The organism is Rouxiella sp. S1S-2, assembly GCF_009208105.1.
Taxonomy (GTDB): domain Bacteria; phylum Pseudomonadota; class Gammaproteobacteria; order Enterobacterales; family Enterobacteriaceae; genus Rouxiella.
On the sequence record NZ_WFKL01000001.1, the window covers coordinates 276,776 to 292,923 of the forward strand.

General features: G+C 49.4%; 12 protein-coding genes. 9 read left to right on the plus strand and 3 right to left on the minus strand.

The features are described from left to right. Window positions 1-373: 373 nt before the first annotated feature. The 7 genes from dnaA to GA565_RS01340 all read left to right on the plus strand — a co-directional run bounded on the left by dnaA (window position 374) and on the right by GA565_RS01340 (window position 11,825). Window positions 374-1,768 (plus strand): chromosomal replication initiator protein DnaA, encoded by a 1,395-nt coding sequence (gene dnaA / locus GA565_RS01310; RefSeq protein WP_055775455.1) that lies wholly within the window; start codon window positions 374-376, stop codon window positions 1,766-1,768. A gap of 4 nt (window positions 1,769-1,772) precedes the next feature. Further along, window positions 1,773-2,873 carry a DNA polymerase III subunit beta gene (gene dnaN, locus GA565_RS01315; RefSeq protein ID WP_152197058.1) on the plus strand — a complete coding sequence of 367 codons (1,101 nt, stop codon included), beginning with the start codon at window positions 1,773-1,775 and terminating at the stop codon, window positions 2,871-2,873. 37 nt (window positions 2,874-2,910) lie between these two features. Next, entirely contained in the window at window positions 2,911-3,999 is a 1,089-nt protein-coding gene (gene recF, locus GA565_RS01320; RefSeq protein WP_152197059.1) for a DNA replication/repair protein RecF, read from the plus strand. 19 nt (window positions 4,000-4,018) lie between these two features. Next, window positions 4,019-6,433, plus strand: a complete 2,415-nt coding sequence (gyrB, locus tag GA565_RS01325) for a DNA topoisomerase (ATP-hydrolyzing) subunit B (RefSeq protein WP_152197060.1) — start codon at window positions 4,019-4,021, stop codon at window positions 6,431-6,433. 158 nt (window positions 6,434-6,591) lie between these two features. Then, window positions 6,592-9,591: a hypothetical protein gene (locus tag GA565_RS01330; protein ID WP_152197061.1), complete on the plus strand. Its 3,000-nt coding sequence runs from the start codon at window positions 6,592-6,594 to the stop codon at window positions 9,589-9,591. Between the two features lie 131 nt (window positions 9,592-9,722). Beyond that, the gene (gene yidA, locus GA565_RS01335) at window positions 9,723-10,538 is read left to right on the plus strand and encodes a sugar-phosphatase (protein WP_055775472.1); all 816 of its coding nucleotides are present in this window, start codon (window positions 9,723-9,725) and stop codon (window positions 10,536-10,538) included. Between the two features lie 9 nt (window positions 10,539-10,547). Beyond that, window positions 10,548-11,825 carry a DUF3748 domain-containing protein gene (locus tag GA565_RS01340; protein ID WP_152197062.1) on the plus strand — a complete coding sequence of 426 codons (1,278 nt, stop codon included), beginning with the start codon at window positions 10,548-10,550 and terminating at the stop codon, window positions 11,823-11,825. Window positions 11,826-11,847: 22 nt separating this feature from the next. Here GA565_RS01340 and GA565_RS01345 read toward each other — a convergent pair whose 3' ends face one another. Then, on the minus strand, window positions 11,848-12,192 hold the full coding sequence (locus GA565_RS01345) for a YceK/YidQ family lipoprotein (RefSeq protein ID WP_055775478.1): 345 nt from the start codon (window positions 12,190-12,192) through the stop codon (window positions 11,848-11,850). Between the two features lie 345 nt (window positions 12,193-12,537). Between GA565_RS01345 and ibpA the strand changes: the two genes are divergently transcribed. Together ibpA and ibpB are read left to right on the plus strand one after the other, a co-directional pair. Beyond that, window positions 12,538-12,948, plus strand: a complete 411-nt coding sequence (ibpA, locus tag GA565_RS01350) for a small heat shock chaperone IbpA (protein WP_152197063.1) — start codon at window positions 12,538-12,540, stop codon at window positions 12,946-12,948. Window positions 12,949-13,075: 127 nt separating this feature from the next. Continuing rightward, entirely contained in the window at window positions 13,076-13,519 is a 444-nt protein-coding gene (gene ibpB / locus GA565_RS01355; protein ID WP_152197064.1) for a small heat shock chaperone IbpB, read from the plus strand. Between the two features lie 94 nt (window positions 13,520-13,613). On the opposite strand, the gene GA565_RS01360 is transcribed toward ibpB, so the two are convergent. After that, window positions 13,614-14,873, minus strand: a complete 1,260-nt coding sequence (locus tag GA565_RS01360; RefSeq protein WP_152197065.1) for a valine--pyruvate transaminase — start codon at window positions 14,871-14,873, stop codon at window positions 13,614-13,616. A gap of 208 nt (window positions 14,874-15,081) precedes the next feature. Next, window positions 15,082-16,062: a glyoxylate/hydroxypyruvate reductase GhrB gene (gene ghrB / locus GA565_RS01365; RefSeq protein ID WP_152197066.1), complete on the minus strand. Its 981-nt coding sequence runs from the start codon at window positions 16,060-16,062 to the stop codon at window positions 15,082-15,084. Between the last annotated feature and the right edge of the window lie 86 nt (window positions 16,063-16,148).

Below are 16,148 nucleotides of genomic sequence, written 5' to 3' on the forward strand. Positions count from 1 at the left end.
GGCTAAGCTTACCCACTACACGAACGGTGCCTGTGGATAAAAAGGATCTATTGTGTGAGGAAGGGGAGGATCTCTGTCGCCGTTTGCGTTATGATCCGCCATTCCGATCGCGATCCGTCCCGGATGGCCGATCGGCTTGTAGATTTTTTAAACAAAACTTATAGCCGACAAAAAACCGTAAAAATCGGTTCACACGTCGCTTTTGGCCGCTGACAGGGTGGCCTAAAGACATCTCCTCAACATTTATTAATGAACTACGGTTAAATCCCGTGGCGTAGCTGTAAATGTGCGAGCGAGGCGTGTGTCTAAAATCATGATTTAAAAAATATCCTGATCCTTTTTCTTTTTTGGTCTTGTTCGAGTGGAGTCCGCCGTGTCACTTTCGCTTTGGCAGCAGTGTCTTGCCAGATTGCAGGATGAGTTACCTGCCACAGAATTCAGTATGTGGATACGCCCTTTGCAGGCGGAATTGAGTGACAACACCTTGGCGCTGTATGCACCAAACCGGTTTGTCCTCGATTGGGTACGTGACAAATACTTAAATAACATTAACGGTCTGTTGAACGATTTTTGTGGCACGGATGCGCCTTTGTTACGTTTTGAGGTAGGCAGCAAGCCGCTGGTGCAACGCGTTAATGAAACCGTTGCTGCTGCCGTGAGTTCACCGGTTGCGGCACGTACGCTGCCGCGTGCTGCGCCTTCACGTCCAAGTTGGGACAGCTCGCCGGTACAGCCCGAGCTGTCTTACCGTTCCAATGTTAACCCCAAACATACTTTCGATAATTTCGTTGAGGGTAAGTCTAACCAGTTGGCGCGCGCTGCGGCCCGTCAGGTAGCAGACAACCCGGGTGGCGCTTATAACCCCTTGTTTTTATATGGTGGGACCGGCCTGGGTAAAACCCACTTGCTGCATGCCGTAGGCAATGGGATTATGGCCCGTAAGGCGAATGCCAAAGTGGTTTATATGCATTCCGAGCGCTTCGTGCAGGATATGGTAAAAGCCCTGCAAAATAATGCCATTGAAGAATTTAAGCGTTATTATCGCTCCGTGGATGCACTGCTTATCGATGACATTCAATTTTTTGCTAATAAAGAGCGTTCGCAGGAGGAGTTTTTCCACACCTTTAACGCCCTGCTGGAAGGCAATCAGCAAATAATTCTGACCTCCGACCGTTATCCTAAAGAGATTAACGGCGTTGAGGACCGGCTTAAATCCCGCTTCGGCTGGGGCTTAACCGTGGCTATTGAGCCGCCCGAGCTCGAAACTCGTGTAGCAATTTTAATGAAAAAGGCCGACGAGAACGATATTCGTCTGCCGGGTGAAGTGGCCTTCTTTATTGCCAAGCGCCTGCGTTCAAACGTGCGTGAGCTCGAGGGCGCACTGAACCGCGTTATCGCCAATGCCAACTTTACCGGTCGCGCCATCACTATCGATTTCGTACGTGAAGCGCTGCGTGACCTGCTTGCTCTGCAAGAAAAACTGGTCACCATTGATAATATTCAGAAAACTGTTGCCGAGTATTATAAGATTAAGGTTGCAGACCTGCTCTCCAAACGGCGTTCCCGTTCGGTTGCTCGCCCACGTCAGATGGCGATGGCGCTGGCAAAAGAGCTCACCAACCACAGCCTGCCAGAAATCGGCGATGCGTTCGGTGGTCGTGACCATACTACGGTGTTGCACGCCTGCCGAAAAATTGAGCAGCTGCGTGAAGAAAGCCATGACATCAAAGAAGATTTCTCTAACTTAATCAGGACACTCTCCTCCTAGCGCTATGAAATTTATTGTTGAACGTGAGCATTTGCTGAAACCACTGCAACAGGTCAGTAGCCCACTGGGTGGACGACCTACACTGCCTATTCTCGGTAACCTGTTGTTGCAGGTCACAGAGGGCGGGTTGCTGCTGACGGGTACCGATCTTGAAATGGAGATGGTCGCCAAAGTTGCACTGTCTCAACCTCATGACGCCGGTGCGACGACTGTCCCTGCGCGTAAATTCTTTGATATCTGCCGTGGTTTGCCGGAAGGCGCAGAGATTACCGTGACCCTGGAAGGCGAGCGCATGCTGGTTCGATCCGGCCGTAGCCGTTTCTCATTGTCTACGCTGCCTGCGACGGATTTCCCGAATCTTGATGACTGGCAGAGCGAGGTCGAATTCACCCTGCCTCAGGCTACGCTGAAACGTTTGATTGAAGCCACGCAGTTTTCGATGGCGCATCAGGACGTTCGCTACTATCTCAACGGCATGCTGTTTGAAACCGAAGGCGAAGAGCTGCGTACTGTTGCAACTGATGGCCACCGTCTGGCCGTCTGTTCAATGCCTATCGGCCAGTCTTTGCCGTCGCATTCGGTGATTGTTCCGCGTAAAGGTGTGATGGAGCTGGTTCGTTTGCTCGACGGCGGTGACACCCCGCTGCAACTGCAAATTGGCAGCAATAACATTCGCGCTCACGTGGGTGATTTCATCTTTACCTCCAAGCTGGTGGATGGTCGTTTCCCTGATTATCGCCGCGTATTGCCGAAAAATCCCGACAAAACGCTGCAGGCAGGCTGTGATCTACTGAAGCAGGCGTTTGCGCGCGCGGCCATTCTCTCCAATGAGAAATTCCGCGGTGTGCGACTTTACGTCAGCCAGAATCAGTTGAAAATCACGGCCAACAACCCAGAGCAGGAAGAAGCCGAGGAAATCCTCGACGTTGCCTACGATGGCACCGAGATGGAAATTGGTTTCAACGTCAGCTACGTTCTCGACGTACTTAATGCGCTGAAATGCGATGAAGTTCGTTTGTTGCTGACCGATTCGGTGTCAAGCGTACAAATAGAAGACGGCGCCAGTCAGGCTGCGGCCTATGTCGTCATGCCAATGCGTTTGTGATTTCGAAGACGCTGACGCCCTGGAATTGTATATATAGATGGCATTAACGCGATTACTGATTAAAGATTTCCGCAACATCGAGGCGGCGGACTTAGCGCCGTCGCCCGGATTTAATTTTCTGGTGGGCCCCAACGGTAGCGGTAAAACGAGCGTGCTCGAAGCGGTTTATACCCTCGGGCATGGCCGCGCCTTTCGCAGTTTACAGGCGGGCAGGGTTATTCGTCACGACCAGCCGGAATTTGTTCTGCACGGCCGTATTGATGACGGCGGTGAGCGCGAGTTGAGCGTCGGCTTGAGTAAAAGCCGTCAGGGCGACAGTAAGGTTAGAATCGACGGCAGCGACGGGCACAAGGTGTCCGAATTGGCACAGATGCTGCCAATGCAGCTGATCACGCCAGAAGGTTTTACATTATTAAACGGTGGGCCGAAATACCGCCGTGCATTTTTGGACTGGGGCTGTTTTCATCACGACCCCGGTTTTTTCATCGCCTGGAGCAACCTGCGTCGGTTACTCAAGCAGCGCAACGCCGCGCTGCGCCAGGTGAGTCGCTATGCGCAAATTCGCGCCTGGGATCAAGAGCTTATCCCGCTGGCCGAGCGCATCAGCGAATGGCGGGCAGAGTACAGCCAGGCTATCGCCGCTGATATCAGCGCGACCTGTGCGCAATTTCTGCCTGAGTTCTCCCTAAGTTTTTCGTTCCAGCGCGGCTGGGACAAAGAAAGTGACTACGGGGAACTGCTGGAGCGCCAGTTTGAGCGTGACAGAGCCTTGACTTACACAGCATCGGGACCGCATAAAGCTGATTTTCGCATCCGTGCCGACGGTACGCCGGTGGAAGATTTGCTTTCTCGCGGTCAGTTAAAACTGCTGATGTGCGCGCTCCGATTAGCGCAGGGTGAATTTCTCACCCGACAGAGCGGGCGGCGTTGCCTGTATCTTCTTGACGATTTTGCCTCCGAGCTGGATACCGGCAAACGCCGGTTATTGGCCGATCGCCTTATAGCCACCCAGGCCCAGGTTTTTGTCAGCGCAATTGGCGCTGAACAAGTAACCGATATGGTGGGTGAAAAGGGCAAGATGTTCCGCGTGGAACAAGGTAAAATAGCCGTTCTATCACAGGACTAAAAATGAGCGAGAAACGTTGATGTCGAATTCTTATGACTCCTCAAGTATCAAGGTATTAAAAGGGCTGGACGCGGTGCGTAAGCGCCCCGGCATGTATATCGGCGATACCGATGACGGCACTGGTCTGCACCACATGGTATTCGAGGTTGTGGACAACGCTATCGACGAAGCCCTCGCTGGCCACTGTAAAGAGATTCTGGTTACCATTCATGCGGATAACTCCGTATCCGTTCAGGATGACGGACGTGGTATCCCTACCGGTATTCATGAAGAAGAAGGCATTTCTGCCGCAGAAGTCATCATGACGGTTCTTCACGCCGGCGGTAAATTTGACGATAACTCATACAAAGTGTCCGGCGGCCTGCACGGCGTAGGCGTATCTGTTGTTAACGCCCTGTCTGAAAAGCTGGAGCTGGTTATTCGTCGTGAAGGTAAAGTTCACGAGCAAACCTACGTCCACGGCGTGCCTCAGAATCCGCTGAAAGTGGTTGGCGAAACGGAAGCAACCGGTACGACGGTGCGTTTCTGGCCGAGCTTCAACACCTTCACCAATAACACCGAATTTGAGTACGACATTCTGGCGAAACGCCTGCGCGAACTGTCGTTCCTCAACTCCGGTGTAGCTATTCGCCTGCACGACAAGCGTGATGACAAAAACGATCACTTCCACTACGAAGGCGGCATTAAGGCCTTTGTGGAATATCTGAACAAAAACAAAAACCCAATCCATCCAAACGTGTTCTATTTCTCTACCGTGAAAGATGATATCGGTGTAGAAGTTGCGCTGCAGTGGAATGACGGTTTCCAGGAAAACATTTACTGCTTTACCAACAATATCCCGCAGCGCGACGGGGGGACTCACCTGGTCGGCTTCCGTACGGCGATGACCCGTACGTTGAACGCGTACATGGATAAAGAAGGCTACAGCAAGAAATCAAAAATCAGCGCCACCGGTGACGACGCCCGTGAAGGCCTGATTGCCGTGGTTTCTGTGAAAGTTCCTGATCCTAAGTTCTCATCTCAGACTAAAGACAAGCTGGTTTCTTCAGAAGTAAAATCAGCGGTTGAAACCCTGATGAACGAGAAGCTGGTTGATTATCTGATGGAAAACCCGGGCGACGCGAAAATCGTTGTCGGTAAAATCATTGATGCAGCCCGTGCGCGTGAAGCTGCACGTAAAGCGCGTGAAATGACTCGCCGTAAAGGTGCGCTCGATTTGGCCGGTTTGCCGGGTAAATTGGCAGACTGTCAGGAACGCGACCCGGCTCGCTCTGAACTGTATCTAGTGGAAGGGGACTCCGCGGGCGGCTCTGCAAAACAGGGGCGTAACCGTAAGAACCAGGCCATTTTGCCGCTGAAAGGTAAAATCCTGAACGTTGAGAAAGCGCGTTTCGATAAAATGCTCTCTTCTCAAGAAGTCGCCACGCTAATTACGGCGCTGGGCTGCGGCATTGGCCGTGACGAATACAACCCGGACAAACTGCGCTACCACAGCATCATTATCATGACCGATGCCGACGTCGATGGCTCGCACATCCGTACTCTGTTGCTGACCTTCTTCTACCGTCAGATGCCGGAAATCGTTGAGCGTGGCCACATCTTTATTGCTCAGCCGCCTTTATACAAAGTGAAAAAAGGCAAGCAGGAACAGTACATTAAAGATGATGAAGCGATGATTCAGTACCAGATAACCATCGCAATGGACGGCGCAACGCTGCACACTAACGCTAGCGCGCCTGCTTTGTCGGGTTCTTCTTTGGAGAAGCTGGTTGCCGAGCACTATGCGGTGCAGAAAATGATTGGTCGCATGGAGCGTCGTTATCCACGCGCGCTGCTCAATAACCTTATCTACCAACCTACGCTGAGCGAAGCTGACCTAAGCAGTCAGGAAAAAGTGCAGCAGTGGATGGAAGAGCTGGTTGTTCTGCTTAACGAAAAAGAGTCTCACGGCAGCAGCTACAGCGCTATCGTACGCGAAAACCGCGAGCGTCAAATTTTCGAAGCCGTGCTGCGCATCCGTACCCACGGCGTTGATACCGATTACGACCTCGACTTTGAGTTTGTACACGGTGGCGAATATCGCAAACTTTGCGCCCTGGGTGAGCAACTTCGCGGCCTGATCGAAGAAGATGCCTATATTGAGCGTGGCGAACGTCGCCAACCCATTACCAGTTTCGAACAGGCGCTGGAGTGGTTGGAGAAAGAGTCACGTCGTGGTTTGTCTATCCAGCGTTACAAAGGTTTGGGTGAAATGAACCCAGATCAGCTGTGGGAAACAACAATGGACCCAGACCAGCGCCGCATGCTGCGTGTGACCATCAAAGATGCCATCGCCGCCGATCAGCTGTTTACCACCTTGATGGGCGATGCGGTAGAACCTCGTCGTGCCTTCATTGAAGAAAATGCATTGAAAGCAGCGAATATCGATATTTAATTTCGCTACTCTGCTGATACTCTCTCTAAACCCGAAGCGGGAAACTGCTTCGGGTTTTTTTTCGCCTAAATTTCAAGTTATTAAAGGAACTTTAGCTGTCTGCGGTCGGCGAAGGTCGATTGGCGTATTATGTTAAATACAGAGGGAAATGTACTAACATGCCAGGAATTAAGAGTGTTCAGCATATACCGACCAGCTATACGAAGAGTGAAATAAAAGGCCGAGATTTTTATACTCAAGCCGGAAAGTCAGAGAGAATTTATTTGGAAGGTAGCAAGAATGTTTCGCATCAGCTATCGAGCTTAAAAAGCAGGCCTGACAGGCCGCCAAAAGGGTTATTTTTGGCGGCTGCCGTAGGGATTAGCGCGCTGGCTACGGTTTCCAGGGCAAAGGCAGATTCAAAAATTGCTTCTCTTGAAGTTAAATCTTTCGCAGGTAATAAATCGTTAAGTCGCCCCGTTAAGTCTGCATTTTCACCACAAGCATCGCCCCATGTTTTACAAAAACAACATTCTATTAAGCAGCGCGACAAAAAAATACGGTCTTCGCCGAACTCTACGCAGAACATCCAGCCCGTTCCTCTTACGGATTTTAACGTTCAAGGTTACACATCTCGCGCTTCGAATTCTCGAGGTAAGAGCGTTTGTTCGGACGTAAAAAATAATAATCACACGCAAATTCGGCACGAAAAAAACAACGCTGTTAAGACCAAAAGAATTTATTGCAAAAACGTCGAGCGAACCAGAACAAAAAAACAGCAGCTGGATAGGGACGTAAAAAACAAGAAAAATGAGGGAGATGAGCAATATTGGCAACCAATTTCTAATATGACGACGCCCCCGGTTAACACAACGCCCATACTGAACTTTAAACAGCAGCTAGAAAAAACCAAGCATTGGATTGGGCCGATGCATCAGATTATTCGCTATCTGAAAGATAATCCGCTGAGCAGCTATCTTTCACTGGCCAGTAATCGACTGATGGCAGCCAGGATTGCCTACAACAAGAGTGAATATGAGTCATGGACAGATGAGAGTTTATTTTCCCATGTAAACCAATTGTTAGATGATAAATCGGAATATTATATCTCTTCACTCGCCACAAAGTTTATTCGCTATGAGTCTTCACTCTATTATATTCAGGCGCGCATCATTGAGTGGGACCTGGACCCTTCGCAAGAAGACTTTGAGCATCAGTTTTTAGCGGCTCACGCCACCCGTCAGCGCATTTTTGATGCTGAGTCCGTCTTAACGTTTTATAAAATGCAGTTTCGTCCTCTACAACGTAAAACGCCAGAGCCATTTTCAACGCGCAGTGGAATCGGTGATCTTAAAAAATATTATGCGCAGTTTAACGTTTATCTGAGAGATAGCGCATCTGACGACGCCGCGAATACCGTTAAACAGATAACGGCTATGCAGGGCATAAGCCCGTTGGATTTAGAGCGCGGCTATCACCCACTTTTCTCGTTAAGGATAGGATATTACAAAACAATCCCCAAAGAGCCGGTAGACTGGAGGACGTTCGTTGGCGGTAAACGCATATACTTTTTACAGGGTGATTCAGGGAAAATCTACGCCGCCAGCAGTTGGGAACCGTTATTTATGGCCGCTGATGTTAGTGAACTAGTATCTGAACAACAAATTGTGTCGATACAGGGTTTGCGCAACGATGAGACTTTTTTAGATTCTATGCTTGATGTTCAAGCTTTGATTAATCTGCTTTGGCTTGGAACGGAGAAATCGATCCCTGATAATCAGTGGGTCATTAAGAAATATAGCCAAAGTATTAATATTAATATGAAGGCGCCTACCCTCAATGATGCATTTATAACACTCCAACATGACGCGCTTATCGCCATTGTTGTCGCCTTTAGGGAAGATAACCTGAATAAGACGATTGCGGAAAAAGTGCTCTCACTGGTTCCCTTTTTCGATGTTATACAGCGCTCGGTTAACGACCCACACTATTCTCCAACCTTTTCAGATTTGTTAGGCGATGTAATTGATCTGGGATTAACACTCATAATGTTGGGTATCCCGTTATACAAACTGGGCAGTAGCGGGATAAAAGTGGCACTTAGTGCGATGAGAACCGCGCGTTTGCATGGATTGGCGGGGGCCTTGTTACGCCAGGCTATTTTTAACGCTATAAAACCTACTCTCTCAAAAATGGCGAAATTAACAGCAAAAGAGGTCGCCTGTTTTATTATACCGCCCTTGGATTTGATGCGAATGCTGAATCGCCTATTAAAAAATCCACTGCGTAAAGTGATACTGAAAAGACCTCGCTCCAAAAAATTAATTGGGAAAACTCGTTGCCGTCGAGCTATTGGCGGAGCCTGCGACACCTTTACTCTTTTTTTTGACAAAAAATTTAATTCGCCTGAATGGGAAGAGTTTATTACTCAAATTATTCTCAATCCTGTGAAATGGAAAGGAACGAAACCTTCAGTATTTTACCGCCTCGACTATCTGAAAAATTTCAGCTTGTTACCCAACAATTATAAAGAGGCTTTACGGGGGTGGACTTATGTAAAAGGCCAGAAACCCTATAAAGACTCCCCCTTATTAAATTGGGCTCAGGGAAAAAGTGACAATAATTTTAAACTTAACCAAGCACTGTTTAGTGGTAAACCCAGTGATGAAATGCTGAGAATCGCCCACGATTTAAGTGAAGCACTAGATGCTCTGCCTAAAATGGGAAACCGTCAGCAGCTTATTCGAGTCGTCGATGCGCCTGAGGCTGCCATGTTAAAGTTTTCACCTGGTGATATTGTCAGCAATTACCCCGCATTTATGTCAGCCTCAAGTTCTGGAAAGCTTGCAAATATTGCGCTAAATCAAGGTTTTATGTTCGTCAGAAAATGGAGGGATATGCCTGGTGCTGCTATAGTGGTTTTTAAAATTAATGGCAAAAGCAGCAAGCCCTTCGTTAATGGTGTAACGACACAGTTTCGTATGGAAGGTGAGTATTTATTTAATCGCAAAAGCTTTTTCCAGATAGACGCTATCACCCCGGTAAAATTTAGCAATCCGACTAGAATTGATAAGCCTATATTTTTTATAAAGTTAAATGAGGTGTCTTACGATAACTCACTCAAAATAAAAAATATTTTTACGGCCGAAGCGTTAAACATCAAGCACTCAGAATTCTGAGGGAAAAGATTTATTCACGTTTTTCGAATTTTACAGCAAGGCAGCGATTCGCCGTTTTCCCTTTTTCTGCCTCGCTTTACGCAGCAGAAACGCGCTAGCATGGAAAAAACGACATTAACTCTGAGGACGCTATGGCAATTGAATTGATCGCAATAGATATGGATGGCACGTTGCTCAATCCGCAGCATGAAATCACGCCTGCCGTGAAACAGGCACTGACCGCGGCGATTAAAAAAGGGGTGCATGTCGTTTTAGCGACCGGCAGGCCTTTAATCGGCATCAAGCGTTACCTCGAAGAGTTGGATCTGCAAAAAGAAGGATTTTATTGCATTTCTAACAACGGTGCGTTAATTCACAATGCGAAAGATGGCAGTATCTTCGCCGAAACAACGCTTAATTTCGCGGACTATCTTTATTTTGAAGGATTGGCGCGTAAATTGGGTGTTGGCTTCCACGCATTGTCGCACAGTGAGTTGTACACCGCGAATAAAGACATCAGTCCTTATTCCGTGCATGAGTCTTTTACCACCGGTATTCCTCTGCGCTATCGCAGCGTGGAACAGATGGATCCTGCTCTACGTTTCCCGAAAGTGATGATGATCGATAATCCTGAACTCCTGGACGTTGCCATCAGCCAGATACCTCACGAAGCCAAAGAGCGTTATACCATTATGAAAAGCTCGCCTTACTTCCTGGAAATTCTCGATAAAACAGTGAATAAAGGCACGGGCGTGCAAAAACTCGCTGAAAAACTGGGCATTCCACGCGAAAATATCATGACCTTGGGTGATCAGGAAAATGACATCGCGATGTTGGAATATGCCGGACTGGGTGTTGCGATGGATAATGCACTGGACAGCGTTAAAGCGGTCAGTCAGTTTGTGACCAAAAGCAACACCGAAGACGGCGTGGCTTATGCGGTCGAAAAATTTGTTCTGAAAGATTAAGGAAAAAACGTGGCGGGTGAAAAGCAGTTAACCTTCGATGCGCGTGGTCATCAACTGACCAATATCAACGTCTGGACGGCAGATAGCCAGTGGATAGTCTTCGACGTTCGCCCCAAAGGCAGTGAATTCAGCGGATTAACCATTGAGCGCATCAATGTTAGCAGCGGTGAGGTCGAAACGCTTTATCGCGCAACCGAGGGGGCACACGTTGGCGTTGTAACCGTTAGCGCAGAAGCCCAGCCACGTTATGTTTTCATTCATGGGCCTGAAAACCCAGATGAAAACTGGAAATACGACTTCCATCATCGCCGCGGCGTCATTCTTGATGCGGCAAACTCATCAATGCCTGCCACTCTCGACGCGTGTGATATTACCGAGCCTTACACTCCGGGTGCGCTGCGCGGGGGGTCTCACGTTCATGTTTTTAGCCACGATGGCAGCCGCCTCAGTTTTACCTATAACGATCACGTTATGCACCAATGGAACGTTGCGGAAGATCTTCGCAACGTTGGCATCGCGCTGGCTAACCGTCCCGTTGCCGTGGCGAAAAGTCACCCAAGGGAGTATGACGGCAGCCATTATTGTGTTTTGGTCAGTCAAACGACATCAACACCGCAGCCCGGCAGTGACCAGATAAATCGTGCTTATGAAGAGGGTTGGATTGGTCAGCAGGGTTACGTAAGAACTGACGGTCACCGTCAACGCTGGGCGCTGGCATTTATCGGCGATACGCTGTCAGCACAGGGTGAAAAACTGCCAGAAGTGTTTGTGGTAGATTTGCCGCAGGACGATGCGGCCTATAATCAGGCCGGGGAAGCGCCTTTGCAGGGCACCTCGACCTGCTTGCCAGCGCCGCCAGCCAATGTTGTGCAACGGCGATTAACCTTCACCGGCGACAGGCCTTATCCTGGCGTTGCGCTGCAGCCGCGCCACTGGTTGCGAGCCTCAGTGGACGGAAGGCAGATTGCCTTCTTGATGAGGGATGCCGAGGGTGTGGTGCAGCTGTGGCTTATCTCTCCCGAAGGGGGCGAGCCGCAGCAAATAAGCCAGGCTTCGTCGGATATCCAGTCGGCATTTAGCTGGCATCCTCAGGGAGGAAAACTGGCGCTGGTATGCGACAACTCGGTAATGCTGCTGGACGTGTCCAGCGGCGAAATGCGGCGTTTAACCGCGCGTACTGACGTGCCACCTATTGCCGATGCCGTGGTCTTTTCACCCGATGGCAACCGCGTGGCTTACATGCGTGAAATATCAGGATTTAATCAGATATTTATCACATCTATTTAAGATTTTAAGGCAGCAAAAAACGTTAATTTGCGGCAGTCATCGGCGGAACGTGATTAATATCAACGCCGTGGCTGAGCGCCAGGTTATGCTCTTCGCTTGCTTTAATTTTGTCGAGCGTGCCCTTTTTGTCGCGATTATAATAGTCGTAAGGCAGCATCAGGGTGTCGAGTGCCGCACTGAACGGCAAGTCGAGGATCAGCAGCGGCGTCATGGCCCAGCTGGTTTCATCACTTTTAATCATTCTCACGTCGGCTTTCGCACCCGGATAATACCCTTGATACTCCCCCGTATGGCTCATCACGCTTGAACAACCGCTTGCCATAAAGACGCATCCTGTCGCGACAGGCAATAATAAAAATTTCTTCATCTTTAAACTCATCTCTAACTGTCGGGCTGAGGATGTTTCGTAAAAAAACCTACAAGAACAGGTTCAGAAAGTGCGTTTAAAATTGTAGTCCCTATTTAATAAACTAGCGTTAACCTGAGGTAAATATCTTAATGAAATCAGAGAAAACGTTGCTATAACTCGCAATATTGTCAGCATTAATTTTAATTTTTTTCTTCTGGCAACTTGAAAAGTGACTTTTCATCGCCATTTTTATCATACGACGCAGGAAAAAAATACGCCGTCAGGGTATTTGTGCGTTATCGGCCGGTCCTAAAGGACGGTCAGTCTACACCCTCGCTACACTATTTTTAGGAGGCAGTTTTAATGCGCAATTTCGATCTCTCCCCACTGTATCGCTCCGCGATTGGTTTTGACAGATTATTCAATTTGATTGAATCTGGCCAAAATCAGGGCGGCGGTTATCCTCCATATAACGTTGAACTGGTTGATGAAAATCACTATCGCATTGCTATTGCGGTTGCGGGTTTCGCCGAGTCTGAATTAGAGATAACGGCACAGGATAATTTGCTGCTAGTTAAGGGAGCACGTGTCAACTCACCGACCGAGCGGACCTATTTATATCAGGGTATTGCCGAGCGCAATTTTGAACGTAAATTCCAACTGGCTGAACATATTCAAATAAAATCGGCCAATCTGGCTAATGGTTTACTTTATATTGATTTGCAACGCGTTGTGCCTGAATCATCAAAACCTCGGCGCATTGATATTATTTGATTTATTAAAAACCTATTGATTAACACCCAAACTCTGCTGAGCTCGCCGTCAGGGGGCTAAGCTGCGGCATTGTCGCCAAGGCAGCACAGAGAATGTAAACATCTCGCTTCATAGAAGGAGTTAATATATGCGTAATCACGATCTTTCCCCACTTCTGCGTCAATGGATTGGTTTTGATAAGTTGGCCAGTTCATTGCAGGGCGGAGAGCCAAGTTTCCCGCCGTATAATATTGAGAAATCAGACGATAATCATTATCGCATCTCCCTCGCGCTCGCCGGATTCAAACAAAGCGATTTGAATATTGAGGTTGAAGGGCCGAGGTTAACGATAAGCGGAACGCCCGCCGTCGCCGAGACGAAAGTAGAATATTTACATCAGGGGCTGGTGTGTAAAGCCTTTACGCTGAGTTTCACGTTGGCGGAGCACATGCAGGTTTCGACTGCCGAGTTCGTTAATGGGCTGCTGCACTTAAGTCTGGTGCGTAATGTGCCTCAGGCACTTCAGCCGCAGCGTATTGCTATCGGTACCGGCGTCGACACAAAAACGGCGCTGGAAAGTAATCCAGCGTAATGTGCTGCTAAACAAAATTAAGCCGGCGTAATGAGCCATAAAAAACCGGAAGCGCCGAGAGGGGCTTCCGGTTTTTGTTTGTTTACGTTCAGGCTCAGGCGCCGCGGTGTTCCTGATGGGCGCGCTCAACCTCTTCGGCAAGAATAGCCACGCCTCGCTCAATTTGGCTGGCTTCCGGCACATAATTCATGCGCATACACTGCTGGGTGTGCACCCAAGGATGCTCCAGCCCGGGGAAGAAGTAGTCGCCCGGCACCATGAGCACGCCGCGCTTTTTAAGACGCTGATACAGCACTTCGGTAGTGATTGGCAAATCTTTGAACCACAGCCAAAGGAAAATTGCGCCTTCCGGCTTGTGGATCAGGCAGCGCTCTTCAGGCAAGTAACGGCGCAGCGTGGCGAGCGTTTCCTGCACGCGCTGCAAGTAAAACGGCTTAATCACCTCTTCGGAAAGGCGCAGCAAATCGCCGCGGGCAATCATCTCATTGGCCATCGCCGGGCCTACGCTACCGGGTGACAGGCTGATTATCCCGTTCATATTGCTGATGGCTTTAATGGTTTTCTCGTCGGCCACCACGATACCGCAGCGCGAACCTGGCAGGCCCAGCTTAGACAGGCTCATGCACAGAATAATATTCGGGTTCCACAGCGGTGTCGCCTCGGTAAACACAATCCCCGGGAACGGCACGCCGTAGGCATTATCAATAAGCAGGGGGATATTGTGCTGCTGTGCCAACGCGTCGAGACGAATGAGTTCGTCGTCGGTTAATACGTTGCCGGTCGGGTTGGTTGGGCGCGACACGCAGATCAGGCCGATATCTTTACCAATGTGTAAATGATCAAAATCAACGTGATATTTAAACTGACCTTCTGGCAACAGCTCGATATTCGGCTTGGCTGAGACGAACAGCTCTTCGTCTACGCCCGCGTCGGCATAGCCCAGATATTCAGGCGCCAGCGGGAACAGCACTTTGCTTAATGAGCCGTCGCTGCGTCTGCCAGCAAACAGGTTAAACAGGTAGAAAAAGGCGCTCTGACTGCCGTTGGTTAACGCGATGTTATCCGCAGTAAGCTCCCAACCCTGCTCTTCGCTGAGCATTTTGGCCAGCGCATGACGCAAGACGTCTTTACCCTGCGGGCCGTCGTAGTTGCACAGTGCTTCGGTGAGTTTGCCTTCGGCCAGCATATCGCCGAGCAACCCCTGAAAGTATTCCTGCATTTCAGGGATTTGGGCCGGATTGCCGCCGCCGAGCATGACCGCTCCAGGCGTGCGCAGTCCGTCGTTCATATCGCCCATCAGGCGGGTTATGCCTGAAAAACGGGTAAATTTTTCGCCGAAAACAGAAAACGTCATAGCAGGATTTTAGTGTTATCAAAAAGTGACGCCCACCTTAACGCCTGCGCCGAAGCAGTGCAATCGGATGAAGACACTAAGAGACAATTTGCAGTGGGCGGGGCGTAAGGAAGCGAAGGTGGCGTGGCGCAAAACCGGGAAGCGTAACCGAGCCACGTCTTGATACGGCCTCTGCACAACAACATCTGCAGAGGCAATCAGAAAGAAATCAGGATTTCTTCAGGTCTTTACCATTGACACAGAACTCGTTGGTTTCGTTTGACAGTGCAGTGATGATATTTTCTACCGCCAACGCATCCATGTCATAACGGGTTTGTGCCGTTGCCGAACCGATGTGCGGCAGAGTCACGACGTTATCCAGCTTCAGCAGGCCAGAGTCTTTTGGCATCGGCTCTTTCTCATAAACGTCCAGACCTGCGCCGTAGATGGTGCCGTTCTGCAATGCTTCAATCAGCGCCTGCTCGTCGATAACCGGACCACGCCCTGCGCTGATCAAAATACCGGTAGACTTCATTTTGGCGAACTGATCTTTACCGATGATGTGGAAAGTCTGGTCGCTGAGCGGCAGAATAACTACAACGAAATCAGACTGTTCTAACAATGTGTCCAGGTCACACTTGCGTGCACCAAAGCGTTCTTCTGCTTCGGTATGCTGGCTGCGTGCGTTGTAAAGAATCGGCATGTCGAAGCCAAGATTTGCGCGCTGTGCTACGGCCAGACCAATACGACCCATGCCGATAATACCCAAGGTTTTATGGTGCACGTCGATGCCGAACCAGTCGGTTGGGGCATTGCCGTTCCACTCACCCGCTTTCGTGCGGTTGGTGAGTTCAACCACGCGGCGTGAAGTTGCCAGCACCAATGCAAAAACCAGGTCTGCAACGGTGTCGGTGAGTGCCGCAGGGGCATTGAACAACGGAATGCCGCGACGGGTTAATTCCGCCACGTCGAAGCTGTCAAATCCGGCAGAGGCGGTTGAAACGCCACGCAGGCGAGGCGCATTGTCGATAAGCTCCTTATTGATAGGTCCACCGGAGCCAATCAGGCCTTCAGCCTGCTTCAGGGCTTCATAAACCTGAACACGGTTTTCGGCGTTAATACCATTGAATTCAACGACTGAGAAGTGTTGCTCAAGACGCTGATGCAGGTCGGCGGCAATTTTTTTGTAGAGAACAATAGACGGCTTCATTACATACTCCATCAAGCTAAAGATTAGTAAGAGACTCAATTAGTCAGGCTGTTTTTACTGTTTATTAAGGCTAATTTTCATTCACA